Annotated in this window: 18 protein-coding genes; 9 read left to right on the forward strand and 9 right to left on the reverse strand. The window is 69.3% G+C overall.

Features of this window, described 5'->3' with window-relative positions:
• Positions 1-171 precede the first annotated feature (171 nt).
• Positions 172-648: a hypothetical protein gene (locus ACFC09_RS05790; protein WP_376524229.1), complete on the forward strand. Its 477-nt coding sequence runs from the start codon at positions 172-174 to the stop codon at positions 646-648.
• A gap of 13 nt (positions 649-661) precedes the next feature.
• Here the strand turns inward: ACFC09_RS05790 and ACFC09_RS05795 are convergent, their stop codons facing one another.
• Positions 662-856 carry an RICIN domain-containing protein gene (locus ACFC09_RS05795; RefSeq protein WP_376524403.1) on the reverse strand — a complete coding sequence of 65 codons (195 nt, stop codon included), beginning with the start codon at positions 854-856 and terminating at the stop codon, positions 662-664.
• 1,250 nt (positions 857-2,106) lie between these two features.
• Here ACFC09_RS05795 and ACFC09_RS05800 point away from each other — a divergent pair.
• A complete protein-coding gene (locus tag ACFC09_RS05800; RefSeq protein WP_376524230.1) occupies positions 2,107-2,481 on the forward strand; it encodes a hypothetical protein in 375 nt (124 codons plus the stop codon).
• Positions 2,482-2,808: 327 nt separating this feature from the next.
• On the opposite strand, the gene ACFC09_RS05805 is transcribed toward ACFC09_RS05800, so the two are convergent.
• Positions 2,809-3,060 (reverse strand): hypothetical protein, encoded by a 252-nt coding sequence (locus tag ACFC09_RS05805; RefSeq protein WP_376524231.1) that lies wholly within the window; start codon positions 3,058-3,060, stop codon positions 2,809-2,811.
• Position 3,061: 1 nt separating this feature from the next.
• On the opposite strand from ACFC09_RS05805, the gene ACFC09_RS05810 reads away from it, so the two are divergent.
• Complete coding sequence (locus tag ACFC09_RS05810; protein WP_376524232.1) at positions 3,062-3,748, forward strand: nucleoside hydrolase; 687 nt, start codon at positions 3,062-3,064, stop codon at positions 3,746-3,748.
• Positions 3,749-3,761: 13 nt separating this feature from the next.
• Here ACFC09_RS05810 and ACFC09_RS05815 read toward each other — a convergent pair whose 3' ends face one another.
• Complete coding sequence (locus tag ACFC09_RS05815; RefSeq protein ID WP_376524233.1) at positions 3,762-4,346, reverse strand: RICIN domain-containing protein; 585 nt, start codon at positions 4,344-4,346, stop codon at positions 3,762-3,764.
• A gap of 88 nt (positions 4,347-4,434) precedes the next feature.
• Positions 4,435-5,085: a hypothetical protein gene (locus ACFC09_RS05820; RefSeq protein ID WP_376524234.1), complete on the reverse strand. Its 651-nt coding sequence runs from the start codon at positions 5,083-5,085 to the stop codon at positions 4,435-4,437.
• A gap of 395 nt (positions 5,086-5,480) precedes the next feature.
• On the opposite strand from ACFC09_RS05820, the gene ACFC09_RS05825 reads away from it, so the two are divergent.
• Positions 5,481-8,429 carry a LuxR C-terminal-related transcriptional regulator gene (locus ACFC09_RS05825; protein WP_376524235.1) on the forward strand — a complete coding sequence of 983 codons (2,949 nt, stop codon included), beginning with the start codon at positions 5,481-5,483 and terminating at the stop codon, positions 8,427-8,429.
• 18 nt (positions 8,430-8,447) lie between these two features.
• On the opposite strand, the gene ACFC09_RS05830 is transcribed toward ACFC09_RS05825, so the two are convergent.
• The gene (locus ACFC09_RS05830) at positions 8,448-9,401 is read right to left on the reverse strand and encodes an MBL fold metallo-hydrolase (protein ID WP_376524404.1); all 954 of its coding nucleotides are present in this window, start codon (positions 9,399-9,401) and stop codon (positions 8,448-8,450) included.
• A 149-nt stretch (positions 9,402-9,550) separates the two neighbouring features.
• Here ACFC09_RS05830 and ACFC09_RS05835 point away from each other — a divergent pair, with 149 nt between their 5' ends.
• Positions 9,551-10,636: an AraC family transcriptional regulator gene (locus ACFC09_RS05835; RefSeq protein ID WP_376524236.1), complete on the forward strand. Its 1,086-nt coding sequence runs from the start codon at positions 9,551-9,553 to the stop codon at positions 10,634-10,636.
• Here the strand turns inward: ACFC09_RS05835 and ACFC09_RS05840 are convergent.
• A complete protein-coding gene (locus tag ACFC09_RS05840; protein WP_376524237.1) occupies positions 10,561-12,267 on the reverse strand; it encodes a PA14 domain-containing protein in 1,707 nt (568 codons plus the stop codon). The two genes, ACFC09_RS05835 and ACFC09_RS05840, sit on opposite strands and share 76 nt — an antisense overlap.
• A gap of 306 nt (positions 12,268-12,573) precedes the next feature.
• Here ACFC09_RS05840 and ACFC09_RS05845 point away from each other — a divergent pair, with 306 nt between their 5' ends.
• Positions 12,574-13,695 (forward strand): NUMOD3 domain-containing DNA-binding protein, encoded by a 1,122-nt coding sequence (locus tag ACFC09_RS05845; protein ID WP_376524238.1) that lies wholly within the window; start codon positions 12,574-12,576, stop codon positions 13,693-13,695.
• A gap of 8 nt (positions 13,696-13,703) precedes the next feature.
• Here ACFC09_RS05845 and ACFC09_RS05850 read toward each other — a convergent pair whose 3' ends face one another.
• Complete coding sequence (locus ACFC09_RS05850) at positions 13,704-13,934, reverse strand: DUF397 domain-containing protein (RefSeq protein ID WP_376524239.1); 231 nt, start codon at positions 13,932-13,934, stop codon at positions 13,704-13,706.
• Between the two features lie 7 nt (positions 13,935-13,941).
• On the reverse strand, positions 13,942-14,793 hold the full coding sequence (locus tag ACFC09_RS05855; RefSeq protein ID WP_376524240.1) for a helix-turn-helix domain-containing protein: 852 nt from the start codon (positions 14,791-14,793) through the stop codon (positions 13,942-13,944).
• Positions 14,794-15,001: 208 nt separating this feature from the next.
• Here ACFC09_RS05855 and ACFC09_RS05860 point away from each other — a divergent pair, with 208 nt between their 5' ends.
• Positions 15,002-15,418, forward strand: coding sequence for an ATP-binding protein (locus ACFC09_RS05860; protein WP_376524241.1), 417 nt, complete (start codon positions 15,002-15,004; stop codon positions 15,416-15,418).
• Positions 15,419-15,506: 88 nt separating this feature from the next.
• Here ACFC09_RS05860 and ACFC09_RS05865 read toward each other — a convergent pair whose 3' ends face one another.
• Complete coding sequence (locus ACFC09_RS05865; RefSeq protein WP_376524242.1) at positions 15,507-15,875, reverse strand: NUDIX domain-containing protein; 369 nt, start codon at positions 15,873-15,875, stop codon at positions 15,507-15,509.
• A gap of 303 nt (positions 15,876-16,178) precedes the next feature.
• On the opposite strand from ACFC09_RS05865, the gene ACFC09_RS05870 reads away from it, so the two are divergent.
• Together ACFC09_RS05870 and ACFC09_RS05875 are read left to right on the forward strand one after the other, a co-directional pair.
• Positions 16,179-17,567 (forward strand): hypothetical protein, encoded by a 1,389-nt coding sequence (locus ACFC09_RS05870; RefSeq protein ID WP_376524243.1) that lies wholly within the window; start codon positions 16,179-16,181, stop codon positions 17,565-17,567.
• Between the two features lie 528 nt (positions 17,568-18,095).
• Entirely contained in the window at positions 18,096-19,322 is a 1,227-nt protein-coding gene (locus tag ACFC09_RS05875) for an amidohydrolase (protein WP_376524244.1), read from the forward strand.
• The last annotated feature ends 120 nt before the right edge of the window (positions 19,323-19,442 follow it).

Raw genomic sequence — 19,442 nt, forward strand, 5'->3', positions numbered from 1 at the left:
TTCCGAAAAACGGGCCAAGGCAGGCGCTGATAGGAAAGACGTGCCCGTCGCGCCGCTCCCGTCCTTCCGCCCTGGCTTTCCGGGCTGACCGCTGCCGCCCATGAGTCGAGGGTGAATCCGCCGCTGTCCCACCGGATTTCCACGGCACCCGGGCCGCCGAAGTGTGCGGGGATGAGTAGTTCCCGTTCTTCGGCGGCCTGCCCGAGGATCCGGCGGCGACTGGCCGCCGCCTACTCCGGGCCGAGGCAGGCGCTGCTGTTGCAGCAGGGCTCGCCGGTGCCGGGTCATGTCCGCCGGGGTTCGGGTCCGCGCCGGATCAGGACCGCAGCGTGGCTCCCGGCTGGGGTGACTGGAGGATCGACCGACCTCTACTTCGAGTTCCACGTGGCCACCTATGGACGTCGCTGCTCCGCGGTCCATGACCCGCTGGCCGCGGCCGTCGCCGTCGGCGGCGTCGTACCCACCCTGGCACCCGTGGTGGACGTACTCGTCGACGCCACGGACGGTCCCGGCCGCGGCCAGACCATCTGCGACCTGCGCGGACAGTACCTCGGCTACCCCGCCCAGCCCGGCGCGCACTGCCGTGTCGTCCTCGAAGCGGGGCCCGACACGGCGGCCCACCTCATGAAGCGGCTGCTCACGCTCTGAGTCCGGGCGGGCGCTACTGCGCTCTGAGGGACCAAAGTCGCGACGGGTCGGTGTCGCAGTTGTAGATGACGGTGGGGGTGTTGTTCAGGACACCCCCGCCTGCCGGGCTGAGGCACTTGCCGCTGTTGTTGTTCACCAGGTGGTAATTGAGATTGCCCTTGTCGACGAAGTACCAGAGTCTCGACGGGTCGGTGTCGCAGTTGTAGATGACGGTCTCGGTGTGCCCTGGGTAACTGCCGCGTCACATGAAAATATTGCAAGGCTGCGCGATGCGCGTGCAGCGAGGCAGAGGACAGAGGTCTCGGATGGCGGCGAATGTGGCCGACTTCTTGCGCGGGCAGCGGCATCCCGCCCAGGACAGTTCTTCGCGGCGGCGCCAGGACGCAGCACAGTCGCAACAGCCGCATAAGAAGCACGAAGAGAAGAAGAGGACCAGGTAGGTTCTTTGATGCGCAGGAGGCGCCCGTCGCGCGGCCTCCCGTCTTCCTCCTTGATTCTCCGGGCTGTTCGTCGCCCATGAGTTGAGGGCGAACCCGCTGCTGTCCCGCCGGGTTTCCAGGGCACCCGGGCTGCTGAAGTGCGCGGCCCGGCCCCTGTGGCCGGGAGGCCCCGGGCACGCGCGCTCGCCGCGTTGCATCGAACACGGCCGAGCGGTTGCCGATCGGCTTCGGGGCGCCCCCAGCAGTCCGGGTGAAGTCCGCTGCGGTTCAGGTCCGCGCCGGATACTTCGCCAAGTAGGCCGCCTTGCCGCCCAGTTGGACGGGCTGCGTCAGGATCAGCAGCGGGTCGTCCGCCCCCAGTCCCAGGAGTCCTCCACGAGCGGGCCCCGCGCGCGAAGATCCTGGCCGAAGCGCCGGGCCCTGGCCCAGCATGTCCGGGCAACCGTCGTCGCCTACGCCGGTACCTACTGTCCCCTCTGTGTGGATCTTCCGTGAGGACTGTGAATTCAGCCAAGGTGACCGAACCGATTGGCGCAGAGAACCATCTGAAGAAGAAGTGATGATGCCGACGGGAACGTCGGCATTCCAGCGCCAAGCCGAACGTTCCGGCTGTATTCCCAACTCGAAGGCATCGCCTTGTGCAGCGATCCACCCGAGCACACGAATCGCGGCAGCGGGCAGCGGGCGCCGACCACCGACTTCCTGATGCCAGGAAGCCGAAAATGAACCATGAGTGGAAACGTAACGTAGGGACGAAATGAACAGGGACCAGAATCCTTATGGGGCGAGTGGTGACGAGCAGCAACTATGGGTAACTAGTCCAAGGTTCGCGGCGCGTGCGTATGATGCTGCGGACCAGGTGCGAGAAAGCCGTGCGGGGGCTCGGAGGCTGCGAGAGCAAGCCGCAGCGAACCAGGCCGACCAGCCCGGAACGGCATCGTTTGCGGCTTACGCAGCGGGTACTGCCGATTACCCGCAGGGGTCGCAGGAAAGGCCGGCATCGGCGGCGTACAGCGCGGTGTCGGATCCTTACGCGTTCGGGCAGGCGACGTCGTTCATGCCGGGACCCGCGCAGTATGGTCAGCCGACTTCGTACCAGCAGGCGCCGGTGGCGGATTCGTCGTACGTGGTGGAGGATGCCGCCGCTTTCTCACAGGCAACGGGGTGGGAAGGCTCGGCGGGGTATTACGCCGTGAATCCAGTCTCCGACGCGCAGTCGAGGAGTAATGGAGGTCGCATTCTTCCACTCCGCGAGGCGATGCAGGACAGGTTGCCCCCGCTCGATATGGCCGCCGCCAGGCGAGCGCAGCAAGCGGAGGTCGATCAAGGCAAACGCTGGCGAGAGCGGCAGGCCGCGGCGCATGGAGGCAAAAAGCCAAAGAAGAAAAAGTAGGTACTTCGAGCTTCGAAAGCACGGGTCAAGGCGGGGCTGATGCGCAAGAGGCGCCCGTCGGCCGCTCCCGCCCTTCTGCCCTCCCGCCCTTCTGCCCTGATTCTCCGGGCTGTTCGTCGTCCATGAGCGGAGGGCGAACCTGCCGCTGTTTCGCCGGGTTTTTAGGGCACCCGGGTCGCTGAGGTGCGCGGCCCGGCCTCTGCGGCTGGGAGTGCCCCGGGAGACGCGCGCTCGCCGGGTTGCCGCGAACACGGTCGAGCGGTTGCCGAGCGGGATGTCGATCGGCTTCGGAGCGCTCCCGGCGGTCTGGGTGCAGCCCGGTGCGGTTCAGGAGCGCAGCGTGGCCCCGGGCTGGGGTGACTGGAGGATCGACAGCGGGTCGCCGGTGGGCGCGACCAGATACTTCGCCAAGTAGGCTGCTTTGCCGCCCAGTTGGACGGTCTGGGTCAGGATCAGCAGCGGGTCGTCCGCCCCCAGCCCCAGGAGTTGTCCGCGCGTCGTGCCGGCCACTCCCGCGGTGACCGTGCACTTTCCGGGGCCGAAGACGGGACCGAGCAGCTCGCCGAGCGCGTGCAGCAACGTGCCGGGGGAATCCTGGAGTTGCTGGATGCGGTCGGCCGCGAGGGACGCCGCCGACCTGCTCCTCCAGCTCGCCGACGACCACCCCGGTGAGCTGCGCATCCTGACCACCGGCGCGCTCACCAACATCGCCGAGGCCCTGCGCCGCGAACCCCGGCTGCCGTCGCTGGTCAAGGACATCACCATCATGGGCGGCGCCGCCCGGGTCAGCGGCAACGTCTCCCCGGTTGCCGAGGCCAACGTCTTCAACGACCCCGAGGCCGCCGCCGAGGTCTTCGCCGCCGCCTGGGACATCACCCTCGTCCCGCTCGACGTCACGATGGCCCACAACCTGGAGGAGAGCGACCGGCAGGCGCTGCTGGACTCCGGCCGCCCGCTGTCCGTGGCCCTCTGCGACATGCTCGACCTCTACTTCGAGTTCCACGTGGCCACCTACGGACGTCGCTGCTCCGCGGTCCACGACCCGCTGGCCGCGGCCGTCGCCGTCGGCGGCGTCGTACCCACCCTGGCACCCGTGGTGGACGTACTCGTCGACGCCACGGACGGTCCCGGCCGCGGCCAGACCATCTGCGACCTGCGCGGACAGTACCTCGGCTACCCCGCCCAGCCCGGCGCGCACTGCCGTGTCGTCCTCGAAGCGGGGCCCGACACGGCGGCCCACCTCATGAAGCGGCTGCTCACGCTCTGAGTCTGGGCGGGCGCTACTGCGCTCTGAGGGACCAAAGACGCGACGGGTCGGTGTCGCAGTTGTAGATGACGGTGGGGGTGTTGTTCAGGACACCCCCGCCTGCCGGGCTGAGGCACTTGCCGCTGTTGTTGTTCACGAGGTGGTAATTGAGATTGCCCTTGTCGACGAAGTACCAGAGTCTCGACGGGTCGTTGTCGCAGTTGTAGATGACGGTCTCGGTGTTGTTGGTGCCGGCACCCCCGGCGGGGCTGAGGCACTTGCCGCTGTTGAGATTCAGGATCTGGTAGATGTTGTTCCCCTTGTTCACCAGATACCAGGAGCGCGACGGGTCGGTGTCACAGTTGTAGATGACGGTGAAGGCATTGTTGTCCACCCGGCCACCGGCGGGGCTGAGACATTTGCCGCTGTTGGAATTCACGAGGTAGAGGCCGAACGCCGCCGCCCCGGCCCCCGCCGCCGGTGTCGCGGACGCCGCTCGGGGCGTCACCGACGCGGGACCGGACGCCGAACCGGATGCCGAGGCGGTCGGCGCGGTCAGGAGCGAACCGCCGATCGCCGCCGCGGTTGCCGCGATCAGTCCAGCAGCCTTGAAGTACATGGTCGTCGTCGCCTGCTTTCTCTTTCGAGTGCGGAGGAATGAACAGGGGCGGACATCGTTGCCGTGCCCGGGGCGGACGATGCGGTGCTCAGCCGCAACTGCGGAATGCGTCCGTGGTCCCGGCCGTGGTGACGAGGCCGGAATTCCGGTCGAGGACCACGACGGTGGCGGGTTGCGTCACGCCGGTACGGCAGTTGATGAACCCGACGTACTGGTAGCCCGGGATCGTGCCGGCCGCATCAGCGGTCAACTGGCCCAACGAGAACGGGCCGGTCGTGTTGATGCCGACGGCGTAGAACGACACCGTGCCGCCGGGGGACAGACCGCTGCCGGTGGCCTTCAGGTAGGCGCCGGTCGAGTAGCCGTATTCGGTGATCACCGACACCCCGCCGCGCGGTGTGGCGCCCGGGTCGACCAGCCGCCAGGGCGCGTTGCCGTTGTCGGCGCGGGCCTGGTCGCGGGCGGCCGGCGGCACGCACACGTGGTCCGTGGGGTTCGTTTCCCGCCATACGTAGCCCTGCTTGCAGGTGTCGGGCCCGTAGGGGCCGCCGTTCGGCTCGCGACGCGAGGCGGCGAGCGAGTTCTCCGTGGCGGTCTGGTCGCGGACCTGCGGGGTGACGCAGACCAGGTCGGACGGGACGGCCGTGCGCCAGACATAGCCGTTCACGCAGGTGTACGGCCCGTACGGCAGGTCGGCCGCGCTCGCCTGGGCGCCCGTCGTCGCCAGTAGACCCGTCACCAGTGCGGCCCCAGCGGCCAGCGCGGCCGTGGCGCGTCGGGCGGGCCGGATGGATCGGGTGGATCGGGTGGATCGGGCCTGCCGAGTGGATCGGGCCTTTCGGCTCTTTCGGGCGGAGGTGTTTCGGGTGTCGCGCATGTGACCCCTCTGGGTAGGTCGGATGCGATGCAACGTCGAATTCACGTAAATTCACGCGTCGGTTTACTGAATTCCCCTGCCGTTTTGTTCGGGTGGCCCGAGGAATCGTTCCCTGTGTCGCGTGCCGGCAAGGCGAAAACGTACCTGTAATGCGGCGCCCAGTCGTGAGTAATGTGTTACTCAATGTGCGGACCCGGGCTTGCCCCGGCGGCCCCGGGCCGACCCGTGCGGAGGGCGGAGGGGTGGAGGGGCTGCTGATGGAGGATCAGGAGAACGCGCCGGACCACAGACCCGGCCCCGGTCCCCGCCCCGGTCCCGGCCCCGGTCCCGGCCCCGTCCTCGACCGCTCGTGGCCGTTCACCGGCCGGGACGGTTCGCTGGCGGAGCTGACGGCGCTGCTGGCGGATCCGGCTCGGGCCGGCGTTCTGATCACGGGTCCGGTGGGGGTCGGCAAGACCCGGCTGGCCCGCGAGCTGTTGACGAGGTCGGCCGCGGGCCGGGCCCGGGTGGTCGCGGCCACCGAGAGCACCGCGGAGCTTCCGTTCGGAGCCTTCGCCCACCTGCTGCCGACGTCCCTGCCGACCACCGGCGGGCGGCCCAACCTGCTGCGGATCCTCGCCGACGCGCTCCTCACCGAGGCGGGCGACGACCGGACCCTGTTCGTGGACGACGCGCACCTGCTGGACGACGGTTCCGCGGCCCTGCTGCTGCACCTGGCCGTGCGCGGCGGTACCCGGATCGTCCTCACCGCACGCTCCGGCGCTCCGGTACCGGACGCCGTGCAGGCGTTGCTGCGCGGCGACTACGCGACGCGCGTCGAAGTGCCGGCGCTGGACCAAGGCGATGTCGTCCGGCTGCTGGAGCGGGCGCTGGCCGGGCAGGTGGAGACCGCGAGCGCGTATCGGCTCTGGCAGGTCAGCGGCGGCAACGTGCTGTGGCTGCGGCAGCTCGTGGAGGCGGGACTCGCCGCAGGGACACTGGCACCCGTTGCGAGGGTGTGGCGCTGGCGGGGGCCGCTGGGGCTGCCGACGGAACTCACCGACCTGGTGAGCCACCGGATGGGACGACTCGGGCCGGACGAGCAACGCGCCGCCGAACTACTGGCGTTCGGCGAGCCCCTGGGGGCCGCCGTCCTCGAACACCTCACCGGTCCCGCCGTCGTGGACGCACTCGACCGGCACGGCCTCGTCCTCGGCGAGGAGGACGGCCGGCGCACCCTGCTCCGGCTGGCACACCCCCTCTACGGCGAGGTGCTGCGCCGGGGAACGCCACCCCACCGGCGGCAGCGGCGCTGCCGTGAACTGGCCGCGGCGGCCGAGCGGACGGGCCTGCGCCGACGAGGGGACATCGCACGGGTGGGCGCCTGGCGCCTGGCCGCCGGGGACAACACCGACCCGCGCTTCCTGCTCGCCGCGGCCGAACACGCCGTCCGCACACTGGACTTCGCGCTGGCCGCCCGGCTCGCCGAGGCGGCCTGCGCCGCCGGGGGCGGCAGCCCCGCCCGGCGCGTGCTGGCCGCGGCGCTCGGCCACACCGGGGACGGCGTCCAGGCCGAGGAGGTGCACCGCGGCCTGCCGCAGACCGACACGTCCGAACGCGAACAGGTGCGCTCGGTGCAACTGCTGGCGGCCAACATGTACCTGTCGCTGGACCGGCCCACCGACGCGCTCGACCTGCTGCGCCGCGCCGAGAGCACCGTGCGCGACCCGGCGGCCCGCGCCGAACTCGCCGGACTCCAGGCCGTGTTGCAGGCCACCCAGGCCGACTGGCCCGCCTGCGAACGGGACCTGGAGCGCGCCCGGCCGCACGCGTCGCCGGGCTCGGCCACCCTGGTCAGGACTCGCTACGCCGAATGCGTGGCGGCCTTCGCCCACGGCCGGACGGGCGCGGCGCTCGAACTGGCCGAGTCGGCCCTCGCGACCCTGGCGGCCGGGGACGCCGAGGAGGACATGCCCATGCTGGGCGTGGGGCTGGTGAGCTGGCTCGCCACCGCCCAGGCGTTCGCGGGGCGACTGGACGAGGCCGAGGCCACCGCCGACGCCCAGTACCGGGTGGCACGCGAGTCCGGATGGGTGGGCAACCAGGGCGCGTGGCAGTTCTTCCTGGGCCGGATCGCCGCCCGCCGGGGGCGGCTCCGGTCGGCCCGGCGGCACATGCGGGAGGCCGCCTCGACGTTGCGTGAGGACACCACCTGGGGTCAGCAGGCCCTGGTCTTCGGGGAGTTGGCCACCATCGAGGCCCTGCTCGGTGAGGTGGCCGAGGCACGGACCCTGCTCGACCGGGCGCACCTGGCGCGCGTGGAGTCGTACCGCGTCCTCGACGTGCCGGCGTTCCAACTGGCCCGGCCGTGGATCCTGGTCGCCCAGGGCCGCGGGCACGACGCCGTGCGGCAGGCGCTGCGCACCGCGGCTGACGCCCGTGACCGGCGGGCCCTGCTGTGGGAGGCGGAGCTGCTGCACATCCCGGTACGCCTCGGCCGGTCCTCGACCGTCGCCCGTCGGCTCGCCGAACTCGTCGCCGTCTGCGACGCCCCGCACATCGCCGTCTACGCCGACCATGCCGCGGCCCTGGCGGCCCGCGACGCGGACGCCCTGGAGCGGGCCTGCGACGCGTTCGAGGCGGGCGGCCTGCGCCTGCACGCGGCGGAGGCCGCCGCGCAGGCCGCGCGGTTGTGGTCGGGAGCGGGCCGCACGCTGCCGGCCCAACGGGCCGCCGACCGCTGCCACCGCCTCGCCCGCCGGTGCGAGGGCGTCACCACGCCTGCCGTGCTGGCCTGCCGGTCCCCCCAGCTGACCGACCGGGAACGCGACGTGGCCCGGCTGGCCGCGGCGGGCCTGAGCAGCCGGGACGTCGCGGACCGGCTGGGCATCACCGTACGGACCGTCGACAACCACCTCTACCGGGTCTACCGCAAGACCGGCGTGACCAGCCGCGCGGACCTGCGCGAGATGCTGACGCCCGGGGAGACCGTAGACACCAGGGACACCAGGGACACCATGGACACCATGGACACCAGGGACACCAGGGACACCAGGGACACCAGGGACACCAGGGAGACCAGGGAGACCAGGGAGACCGTGGACAGCGGTCAGACCCCGGACACTGGGGCGACCGGGAAGCCCCGGAAGCCCGTGGAGCCCCGGAAGCCCGTGGAGCCCCGGAAGCTCGTGGAGCCCGTGGAGCCCGTGGAGACAGGGAAAAGCTGACGCTCCCGGTCGTCCTCGCTACCGCGAGGCGTCCCCCGGCGCCGCGCTCCCGTCACCCGCCGTGCTCCCGCCCGCCGCGCTCCTCTCCGGGCCGGTCGCCGCCCACGGGCCGAGGGCGAACCCGGCACCCTCCCGCCGGACTTCCAGGGCACCTGGGCCGCCGAAGTGGGCGGGGACGAGCAGTTCCCGTTCGTCGGCTGCCCGCGCGAGGATCCCGCGGCGGCTGGTCACCGCCTGTTCCGGGTCGAGGCAGGCGCTGCTGTTGCAGCAGGGCTCAAGGATCTGCACCGGGCTGTGCAGCAGGTCGCCGACGAAGACCGCCCGGTCGCCGCCGGACGTGAGGCGCAGTACGGAGGAGCCGGGGGTGTGGCCGGGCGCGGACTCCAGGGTGAGGTGTTCGTCGATGCGGTGGAAGCCGTCCCACAGCACGGCCTGCCCGGCCCGGTGGACGGGCGCGACGCTGTCCTCGTAGATCAGGCGGTCGACCTCCTGCCTGCCCTTCCCGTACGCGTTGTCCGGCCCGTAATGGAAGTCGTCGGCGGCCGGAATGAGGTATTCGGCGTGGGGGAACGTCGGTACCCATTCCCCGTCCGCGTCGACGGTGTTCCAGCCGACGTGGTCGACGTGGAGATGGGTGTTGACGACGATGTCGACGTCCTGCGGGCGGACACCGGCCCGCGCCAGCAGGCCGAGGAAATCCCCCTGGCACCGGTGGAACGGCGGCATGCCCGGCCGCTCGCGCCCGTTGCCCACACCCGTGTCCACCAGGACGGTCCGCCCGCCGCTGCGCAGCACCCACGTCTGGAGCGCGAGCACCGCCCGGCCGCTGTCCGGCTCCCAGTGGTCCGGTGCCAGCCAGTCCGCGTTGTCCTGCCACACCTCGGCGGCGACTGTCGGGAACATGTCCGAAGCCGGCGCGAACGGTCTGTGCCACTCGACGATCCGGACGACCTCGACATCCCCCAGCACCATCCGCTGCACACGCTCGTTCACGTTCTCGTCCTTGTTCTCATCCGTCACGTGCCCGACCCTAAGAAGTCCGGAACGATCCCTTCAATGCGTATCCAGCTCAATGAAATACGCATCCGTCTCATCCTTCATACGGGCGATACGCTGCATGGATGGATGTGGTGAGCGACGCGATCTCTGCCGCGCACCTTGGGCACCCCGCGTCCCACCGGGTGCGGACGAGGGGGAGCTGGTGCGCGCGGCTGGACCCGTACGACGGCGCGGGCTTCTACGTCGTCCTGAAGGGCGCCTGCCGGCTGCTCACCGACGGCGGTGCCGCGGTGCCGCTGGGCGTGGGTGACGCGGCGCTGCTGCCGCACGGCACCGGCCATGTGATCGCCAACGCGACGCTGGACGCGGCGGTCGCGCGGGAGAAGGCGGTGCCGTTCGGGCACTGGCTCGCGGCGGCAGGGATGGGAGAGCGGCCGGACGGTGACGGGACGGAGCCGCGGACAGCACCGGGAGAGCGGCCGGACCGTGACGAGACGGAGCTGCTCTGCGGCACGTACTGGCTCGACTGCAACCGCATGCACCCGCTCATGGCGGAGCTGCCCGAGGTCGTCCACCTGCCCAACCGGGTGGGCGGCCACTTCGAACTGCGTGCCGCGATCGACCTGCTCGCCGGTGAGCTGGACGAACGGCGGCCCGGTTCCTGCGTAGCGCTCCCGAACCTGCTCGACCTCCTGCTCGTCTACATGATCCGCGCCTGGATGACCGAGTCCACCGCCGGAGCCTGGCCCGGCGCGCTGGGTGACCCGGTGACGGCCGCCGCCCTGCGGGCGCTGCACTCCGACCCGGCCGCGCCGTGGGACAACGCCCGCCTCGCGGCGGAGGCGGGCGTCTCCCGGCCCACACTGGCCCGCCGGTTCACCTCCCTGGTCGGCCGCCCGCCGATGGCGTACCTCACGTGGTGGCGTCTGATCCTGGCCGCCGGTCTGCTCCGGGACACCCCGGACACCCTGGCCGCCATCGCCGGCCGGGTCGGCTACGGCAGTCCGTACGCGCTCTCCCACGCCTTCCAGAGGGAGTTCGGCACCACACCCGGGCGGTATCGGGTACAGGCCGCGGAGCGGTCCGCTTCGGCCGGGGGCCCGGTGACTGCTCCGGGCCCCGTCCCGTCCGCTCAGGGCGCCAGGGCCGCCCCGTCGGCGCCGGGCGCGGACTCGGTGCCGTCCGCGTACCGGGCGGTCACCCAGTAGAAGTGGGAAGTGCCCTTGGCGGCGCCGGTGTCCTGGTAGGAGGTCTCCGCCGTGGCCGCCAGCCTGTCGTACGCCTCGGTGTCCGGGTTCCAGCGGTAGACGTTGTAACCGATGGCGTCGGTCACCGAGGACCAGGACAGCGCGACACCCGTCCCTGCGGATTCCGCCGTCAACCGGACCGGTGAACCCTCCGGCGTCGCCACGGTCGGTGTCATGTCCAGCTCGGTCGCGCTCACGACCTGTATCTCGCCGGTCCACTCGTACGAGGAGTTCGAGGCGTCGTCGACGGCGTCGACCATGAAACAGGACTCCTCGCCGTCCGGGAGGGCGGTGTACGTGTACGAGGTGGTGTCGGCCGTCAGGTGAAAGCCGGCCCCGCTCGCGTAACACACGTACTGCCCCTCGTCGTACTCCATCAGGTCACCCCGATGGACCACGTACCACTCCAGGTCGGGGGTCGGGTTGGCGTCCCAGCGCACCTCGAAGCCGTACTCGGTCGGGGTGACGGTCAACCCGGTGACGGCGGACGGCGGGGTGAGGTCCTCGCGCGTGCCGCTGACGGCGGCGGACCGCGCGGACTCGTTGCCCGCCGCGTCCAGCGCGGTAACCCGGTAGTAGTAGGGGGTGTACTCGGCGGCCGAGGTGTCCAGGTACGAGACCTGGCCGGTGCTGCCGACGCGGGTGTAGGTCCCGTCGGCACCGGCCGCCCGGTACACCCGGTACGACACCGCTCCCGGGACGGCCTTCCACTCCACCGTCAGTCCGTCCTGGGCGGAGCCGGCGCTCAGGCCGGTCGGCACGGCCGGCGCGGTGCGGTCGACGGTGGTGACCAGTTGATCGGCGGTGCCCGCCGACTCGTTGCCCGCCTTGTCGTAGGCACGGATCTCGTAGAAGTAGGCGGCGCCGGTCACCGGCAGGGTCGCGTCTGTGTACGAGGTGGCGGTGGTGGCCGCCAGCCTCGTCCACGTGGTGCTGTCCTTCGGGCGCCGGTAGACCCGGTAACCCGCGAGATCCATCTCCTTGTTCTTGGACCAGGCGAGCTTGGCCTTGCCCGTCGCCCTGTCGTACGACACGGAGGGTCCGGCCGGGGCGAGCGGCTTGACCTTGTCCACGGCCGCCGTGGTCCGGGGCGTGTAGGCGAACTTGACGTTGGCGTTCCCGGTCCAGTTGACGTAGTCGACGCGGAGGGTGTGCTTGCCCGCGGGGACGGTCACGTTGACGGTCTTCGAGACCGTCGACGAGACGTTCTTCCAGAGGTCGATCCTGCGGGTGCCGTCGAGGTAGACGCGGATGCCGTCCTGGGCCGACGCGCTGAGCGCGAAGGGGCCGCCGGAGCCGAAGTCGCGGGTCACTGACCAGCGGACGGCGAAGTTGTTGGACGGCAGACCGGAGGCGGGGGCGCCCGCGCCCCAGCTCTCGCTGATCGTGGAGTCGCAGTCGGTCTTCTTCGGCGTCCCCGAGAACGCGGTGTTCGCGAAGAACTGCCGCTTGTAGACGGGGGAGGTGCAGTTGACGGCTGCGGCTGCCGAGGCGGGCGTGGTGAGCGCGGTGAGCAGGCCGCCCGTGGTGGCGAGCACGACGGCGGTGGCGGTGACGGCGGTGGAGGTCGTGCGTCGTCTGGCTGGGTTCATTCGGTCCTCTGATCGGATCAGGACGCGGAAAAGAGCGTCCGCGATCACGACACGCGGGACCAGGGAATGGTTGTACGGAGTCTTTACGGTCCGACGACCGGTGCTTTACGTGACCGGTGGAACTTGCAGAGGAGGTCTGGACGCCGGTGGGCAGCGCCGCGCTCACGCCAGTGGGGCGCCCACCGGCGGGTGAGCCGTACCGAGGGGAGCGGGTCAGAAGAGGGCGGTTCGGCGGGTGCGAGGGCCGCCACCGCGACCGACGGCAGGGCGGAGGCTGCCAGTGCGATAAGCGCAGGTGAGGGGGGCTTGCGTAAGGCGCTGAGGGTGGCTCGGGTGGGGGTTTTGGAGGTCGCGGATGGCTATGTGGGTGTGGAGGTTGGAGACCTCCAACGAGTGCGTCCGCTGGCTGCTACACACGCTGTAGCTCTTGGTGTGACGGTGAACCGGTGGGCTGGTGAGCTCGTTGAGCAGGGGGCGGGGATGGTTCTCGCCTGTGGGTTCTGTCAATTCTATGGCATGGAGGATGTTGTGCCGGAAGAAATGCCGACCTCGGAAGAGGCGAAGACAGGCGCGGCTAGAAAGGGGAAGGCTCCCTGGAATAAGGGGAAGACTCTCTCGGCGGAGACGAGGAGGAAGATGAGCGAGACTAGAACGGGGAAGACTCTCTCGGAGGCGGCGAGGAGGAAGATAGGCGAGGCTAATAAGGGGAAGGCTCCCTGGAATAAGGGGAAGACTCTCTCGGCGGAGACGAGGAGGAGGATGAGCGAGACTAGAACGGGGAAGACTCTCTCGGAGGCGGCTAGGAGGAAGATAGGCGAGGCTAGCACGGGGAGGACTGTCTCGAAGGCGACGAGGGAGAAGATGAGCGAGGCTCATAAGAAGAGGAAGCTCTCGCAGGAGGCGAAGAAGATGAGGATGGATGCTGAAAAGGGGATGACTCCCTCGGGGGAGACGGGGACGGAGATGAGCGGTGCTCGAAACGAGCAGGGAGCGGGACAGGGTGAGGTATGGGAGCAGTTGGTAAATTCGGCGGTTCATTCTTCGCCGGTGAATTCTGTCGATATGCCGGGCCTGGGGGAGGGGTTCGATTATTCGCAGGCTGGTTCCGTTTGGGGTTATTCGGTTAATTCGACTGTCGCGTTGTATGCTTCGTCTTCCGCGGTTGGTTATTCGCAGGCCGGTTCTGTTCCGATGGATGGTCATGGAGGTGAGCCGTCCGTGCAGGACTCTCATTCGGGTTCGTTGAAGGATTATTACGCGGCGGTGGCAGGGGGTAGCGTGTCTGCCTCGCATTACACGATGGACACACTGAGTGGCGTTACGCAGGGGTTTCAGCCACCGCCCGGCTTCTCCGGGTACAGCCGCAGTCATGGTGGAGGGGCCGGCGGCGTTGACCGTTCCGGCCACTCCCCGACTCGGCGAGCCTGATTCGGCTGTCAGTAACGATCAGCCGGAATCACCGTCAAGCAGTTGTCACTGGTTGCCCGCCCCCTAAATGCCGTGATGAACGCCGTGAATGCCTCGGCGGGTAAGGCAAGGGTGCCCACGGCGGGGTCCTTGGAGTCGCGGATGGCTATGTGGGTGGGGCGGGTGGCGATCTCTACGCACGCGTTGCCGTCGCCACCGCCTGAGTAGGACGACTTGCGCCAGTGGTCGCGGTTGGCCATGTTTATCTCACACTTCTTTCGCGAGCCTGTGGATCAAGGCACGTGACTGGCTGGGGTTGAGCGACACTGTCTCAACTCTACGGAAATGCGTTCGGAAGACTTCCAGTTGTGCTTCGGAGTCGATGAAGATCGTGCCGTGGGGGCCGTCGCGTACCACAGTGTCCAGCTTCGGGACGGCGCCGCCCGCATACACCATGGCGGACCCCAGGTCGGCGAAGTGCTCCAGGTTGAAGGGGATCACGCGCACTGTGATGTGGTCTGCTTCGGAGAGTTCCAAGATGCGGGCAAGCTGCGCCTGTGAAGCGGCGCGGCTGCTGACCATCATGCGGAGTGCTGCTTCATGGACCACGGCTTGGTACGGAACAACTGGTGACTTCTCCAAGATGACGCGCCTCTGCATGCGATGCTGCACGCGCAGTTTCAACTCGTCTTCGGGGAGTTCGGGAACGCGGGACGAGAAGAGGGCCCGCGCGCAGTCCTCAGTCTGAAGAAGCCCGGGAACATGCAGGAACTCCACGTCCCAGCGGTAGGCGGCGTAGTACTCCAGTTCCGACAGGTCCAGGAACGATGTGGGCAGTCGGCCCCGGTACTCCTCCCACCAGCCGCGCGTTCGATCGGCTGTCATTGCCGTGAGGGCATCGACCAGTTCCGGGTTTGTGCAGGCGTAGTGAGCCGCGATTCTGCGTACCCGTGCCTCACTGACGCCTGCTAGACCGGCCTCGATCTGGCTCACCTGGGCGGAGTCCGTTCCCAGCAGTGCGGCAGCGTCACGGCCCTTGAGCCCCGCCGCTTCGCGTAGTTTCCGCAGCTCAGCACCCAGTCGTTCCTGACGTGCGGTGGCCTGCTGCCTGCGTGGCATGGCTTCCTCCTCCGGGCCCAACTGCCCGAGAGCAGCAACTCGTTCGAGCGTCAGATTATGGCAACGACTTGCCTGGGACCAAAATTGGCCCCTACTCTCGGTAGGGCAACGCACACGCTGCGGAAGTGCACCGCCCCGTCCTGCCGCGACGGCTGCGGCAATGCCACCGCGCGCGAAATCCCCTTCACCGCAATGGAGTTGACGCCGCATGTCCGAGAACGTGCACGAGAGCTGGGACTACACCCTCTATGTTCCCAACGACCTCAGAGCGGTGACGGTCTGCCGTCGTACTCTCCGTCTGATCCTGACTGTCCATGGTCTGATCGGGCTGGTGGACACGGCGGAGTTGCTGGCGGCGGAGTTGGTGTCCAATGCCGTGCGGCATACGAAGGGGCCGGCCGCGCTCAGGGTGCGGCGTTCTCCGGAGGGCGTGGTGTGGATCGGGGCGTGGGACACCGACCCGGAGCCGCCGGACCCGCCCCAGCCGTTGGGGTTGGCCCTGGATGTGGAGGAGGGGCGGGGGTTGGGGTTGGTGATGGCTTGCGCGGACTGCTGGGGCTGGCGGCCCTCGGCCCGGTTCGGGGACCGGGGCAAATACGTATGGTGCGAACTCGCCGCGGCCTGAGCGGGCGGCGGCCCATCACGACACTGCCGCCGCAGACGGAAGACGGCCCACGCCCTGCCGCCGCCGGGCCAGGGCCGTAACGGGGCCGTCACGTGGGCGCGTGCCCCTCCAGATAGTCGCGTACGACCGTGGACAGCGCCGCCTCCGCGGTCTCCTCGTACGGGATCCAGCGGATCCGATCGGATGGGAGCCGGCCGCCCTCCGACGGTGACTCGCTCAGCAACTGGCACACCACCGTCGGCACCGCGCCCTCCTGGGGCTCCAGCGGCTGGGCGCCGTCGACCAAGTAACCCGTCAGTTCGTAGACGACACGCGCCGCGGTGGCCTCGGCCGTCTCGGCCGGCTGCGGGGTGCCGGAGGGCAGACCCCAGCCGTCCGTCCCGCGTATGAGCAGCAGCCGACCGTCGTAGCCGACGAGCGCTTCCACCGTGTCCGCGTCGGCCCGCTCCGCTGTCACGCTTCGGTCTCCCCTCCCCGGCACCGGGCCGCTCGGTCGCCCCGCCGGTGTCCCACCGCCTACCGCCGATCCTGCACGTCTACCCCGCTCTGGCCATCGAACGCCTCCCGATACGTCATCGGGCCCCGCCGCTCGGCGCCGGACGACCGTGCCTGAGGATGCGAACCCACTTGATGATCAAGGGCGACCGCGAATTCACCAGGTAATTGATTGCAGGACACACGCGGTCGATAGAAAAGCGAAAGGGGGCTGCGGGGGGAATGCGAATACGTTGCCATTCGGCCTTGCTGCCGAATCTGAATCGTGAAGGGCGGTAAGATGTCGCCAAAGGTTGCGGTATTTGACGAACAGGCAACCTCGGTCATGCATGAGGATGGGAGTGAAGCAAAGTTTTCCTGGCAAGATCTTGGTGCTGATCGACGAAACCGCCCACTGGAGAATGCCGAGAACCTCACCGTCGTCAGCCTGCCCCAGTTCGACGAAGCGGCCGAACGGTCCAAGGCGGCCCATCGACCGGCCCATCGACCGGACCCCGTCGCCCACCAGGACGCCCGACCCCTCCGGCGGAGCCACGACCGTATCCGATGGTTCGCCGAATTCCTTGAGACGGCCGAGGTGAACCCTGGCGGAGACGTCATACGTGAGACACGCGGCGACGGCTCCGCGGTGTTCCTGCCGCAGGTCACCGTCGGCGGGACGACCGACTTCGCGCTGCTGCGGCGCGGCGCGAACCTGCTGAAGAAAGTATCCGAATACGACCGGGTGACCCTCGTCCTCGGTTCATGCCTGTTCAGTGCGCGCTCCGTACACGCCCACCTCGAAAACGGCAGTCGGCTCGACGCGCCCATACTCGATGTCCAGCCCGACTCACGCCACGTCATCCACGAGATAAGGAGCGATCCCCGCCTGAATCTGTACGAGATACAGATGGGCACCTTGCTCGCCGGCATGACGGCCGCACTGGTATCGGTCCTGCCGACCGCGATCCCCGTCGACGTGGTCATCCAGGTGCCCCGCGTGCAGTACTACCTCCACCTCTTTCCCTGGTACGCGCAGGGAACGCTCACCAGGCAGGCACTGGAGCAATGGATGTTCCTGGTGGACGAGCGGCACGAGCTGCTGTGCAGTGTCTTCAAGAAGCACCTGCGCAGATATCTGGCGGCCAATGAAGTGCATACGTCGCCGACGATAAGTGCCTCCGACTTCTTGTCGGTCCTGATGCCGCTGATCGAGTCGAAAACAAACCACGGAGGAACGCTCGATCCGGTGGAGACCGTCGATCATCTGGCCGGAATGGATCCGCTCTGGCGTCCGGTTGCCGCATCAAAAAAGCCGTTGAGTCTGCGAGACGTGGCAAATACTTCCTACGCCGTTGAGTACCTTCATCTGGGCACCGCTCAACAAGCGGGTGAAAAACGCCTGCTCATCAGCGTCGAGGATCTGTCGGAACACAAGATATTCACCTCTGCCGCCGACTTGGCGCGAAAGGCGGATCTGGACTACCACTCCTGTGGCTTTTATCCGATGGAGCGGGTCATCACTCCGTGGAACGGTCGTCTGATGTCGGCCTACTACCGCGATCCCGGCCACGTTCTCCTGGACCGGGACGGGATCCGGTACACCCCGGAAGAAATAGTCGGCGCGGCGTATCCGGAGGCGGGTGACCTACACCCGGGCCGGCCTCCCCGGTGATCAGGCTCCCCCCGGCTCGGCACGCGTCACCCGGCCTTCCGGGCCGGCACGAACCCTGGCGGGAACCATGGTCGACGCCCGCCCCGAACCCGTCCGGGAAGCGGCCCGCGTAGTCCTGGGCGATGACGTCGTAGGAGAGGTCGTAGGAGAGAAGGAACGGGTGGCGTCGAGGAAATCCGTGGTGGTGTCGTCGTCGGTCACGTCGGCGCGGGCTACCGAGCCTGTGGTGGCTGAACGCGGCCGGGCGCGGTGCCGCCGCGGGTCCTCCCGGCGCCGCCGCCGCGGACCCGCGCCGACAGTCCCGCCAGGTGGACGGCCGGGGCCCCGGCCGGGCCGGGCGTGGTAGTCGTGGAGGGAGGAACCGTCGGGTTCATGATCGTCACGGACGACGAGCGAGCGAGTTTACCCATCTTTGTCGACCGCTATGCGCCCGGTGGCCAGGTTTTTTCGCCTGACGGGCTGAAGTTTTGTTGATCGAGGGGTAGTTGACCGGCGGGTCGGCATACCCTTCAAAGGGTGAACCAACTGATGTCCAGAGAGTCCGAGGCCGACCTTCCCGAGGATGCCGTGCTCCCCGGCACGCTCAGCGAGGCGCTGCACGCCGAGCTGGTGGCGTTCCGACGCGACCTGCACATGCACCCCGAACTCGGCAACCAGGAGTTCCGTACCACCGAGGCGATCAAGGCAAGACTCGAACAGGCCGGGCTCGAACCCCGGGTCCTCGCCCTCGGAACCGGTCTTGTCTGTGACATCGGCGTACCGGAGAGCGGCCCGTCCGGACCTTTGTTCGCACTGCGCGCCGACATCGACGCCCTGCCCATCCCGGACACCAAGAGTGACTGCCCGTACCGGTCGACGGTGCCGGACCGCGCCCACGCGTGCGGGCACGACGTGCACACGACCGTGGTGCTGGGGGCCGGTCTCGTCCTGGCCGAGCTGCACCGGCAGGGGCTGCTGCCGCAGCCGGTGCGGCTGCTGTTCCAGCCCGCCGAGGAGGTGCTGCCCGGCGGCGCCGTCGACGCCATCGAGGCCGGGGTGCTCGACGGCGTGGGGAAGATCATCGCCGTGCACTGCGATCCGCGGGTGGACGCAGGACGGATCGGGCTGCGGCAGGGTGCGATCACCAGCGCCTGCGACCGGCTGGAGGTGGCCCTGGACGGCCCCGGCGGGCACACCGCCCGGCCGCACCTCACCACCGACCTGGTGACCGCCGCGGCCCGCGTCGCCACCGACGTGCCCGCGCTGGTGGCCCGGCGGGTGGACAGCCGCGGCGGGCTCGCCGTGACCTGGGGGCGGATCGAGTCGGGGCACGCGCCGAACGTGATCCCGCAGCACGCCGAGCTGTCGGGCACGGTGCGCTGCCTCGACCTCGGAGCCTGGCGGCTGGCCCCGGACGTGGTGCACGCCGCGGTCGACGAGGTCGCCACCATGCACCGGGCGAAGTCGGAGATCACCTACGTGCGCGGGGTGCCGCCCGTGGTCAACGACCCGGCGGTGACCGAACTGCTGCGGGACGCCATGGTCACCCGGCGCGGTGCCGAGGCCGTGGAGGGCACCGAGCAGAGCCTCGGCGGCGAGGACTTCTCCTGGTACCTGGAGCACGTGCCCGGCGCCATGGCCCGGCTCGGCGTGCGCCCGCCCGGTGAGCGGCAGTCGCGCGACCTGCACCAGGGCGACTTCGACGTGGACGAGTACGCCATCGCGGTGGGCGTCGAGCTGTTCACCGCCGCCGTGCTGCTCGACGCGGCACGGTAAGCGGGGCCGGCCGGACGAAGCCCGCCGGGCGGGGCGCGGACGTCAGGAGACGGCGCGGACGTCAGCACACGACGCAGGCGTCAGCACACGACGCAGGCGTCAGGACACGACGCAGGCGTC

Source organism: Streptomyces sp. NPDC056161, from assembly GCF_042268025.1.
Lineage (GTDB): Bacteria > Actinomycetota > Actinomycetes > Streptomycetales > Streptomycetaceae > Streptomyces.

Excerpts from the sequence above, each read along its gene's own strand:
- ACFC09_RS05790 (WP_376524229.1), top strand. The coding sequence starts at position 172 with ATGAGTAGTTCCCGTTCTTCGGCGGCCTGCCCGAGGATCCGGCGGCGA.
- ACFC09_RS05815 (WP_376524233.1), bottom strand. The coding sequence starts at position 4,346 with ATGTACTTCAAGGCTGCTGGACTGATCGCGGCAACCGCGGCGGCGATC.
- ACFC09_RS05825 (WP_376524235.1), top strand. The coding sequence starts at position 5,481 with ATGGAGGATCAGGAGAACGCGCCGGACCACAGACCCGGCCCCGGTCCC.
- ACFC09_RS05830 (WP_376524404.1), bottom strand. The coding sequence starts at position 9,401 with ATGGTGCTGGGGGATGTCGAGGTCGTCCGGATCGTCGAGTGGCACAGA.
- ACFC09_RS05835 (WP_376524236.1), top strand. The coding sequence starts at position 9,551 with ATGGATGTGGTGAGCGACGCGATCTCTGCCGCGCACCTTGGGCACCCC.
- ACFC09_RS05840 (WP_376524237.1), bottom strand. The coding sequence starts at position 12,267 with ATGAACCCAGCCAGACGACGCACGACCTCCACCGCCGTCACCGCCACC.
- ACFC09_RS05850 (WP_376524239.1), bottom strand. The coding sequence starts at position 13,934 with ATGGCCAACCGCGACCACTGGCGCAAGTCGTCCTACTCAGGCGGTGGC.
- ACFC09_RS05855 (WP_376524240.1), bottom strand. The coding sequence starts at position 14,793 with ATGCCACGCAGGCAGCAGGCCACCGCACGTCAGGAACGACTGGGTGCT.
- ACFC09_RS05860 (WP_376524241.1), top strand. The coding sequence starts at position 15,002 with ATGTCCGAGAACGTGCACGAGAGCTGGGACTACACCCTCTATGTTCCC.
- ACFC09_RS05875 (WP_376524244.1), top strand. The coding sequence starts at position 18,096 with ATGTCCAGAGAGTCCGAGGCCGACCTTCCCGAGGATGCCGTGCTCCCC.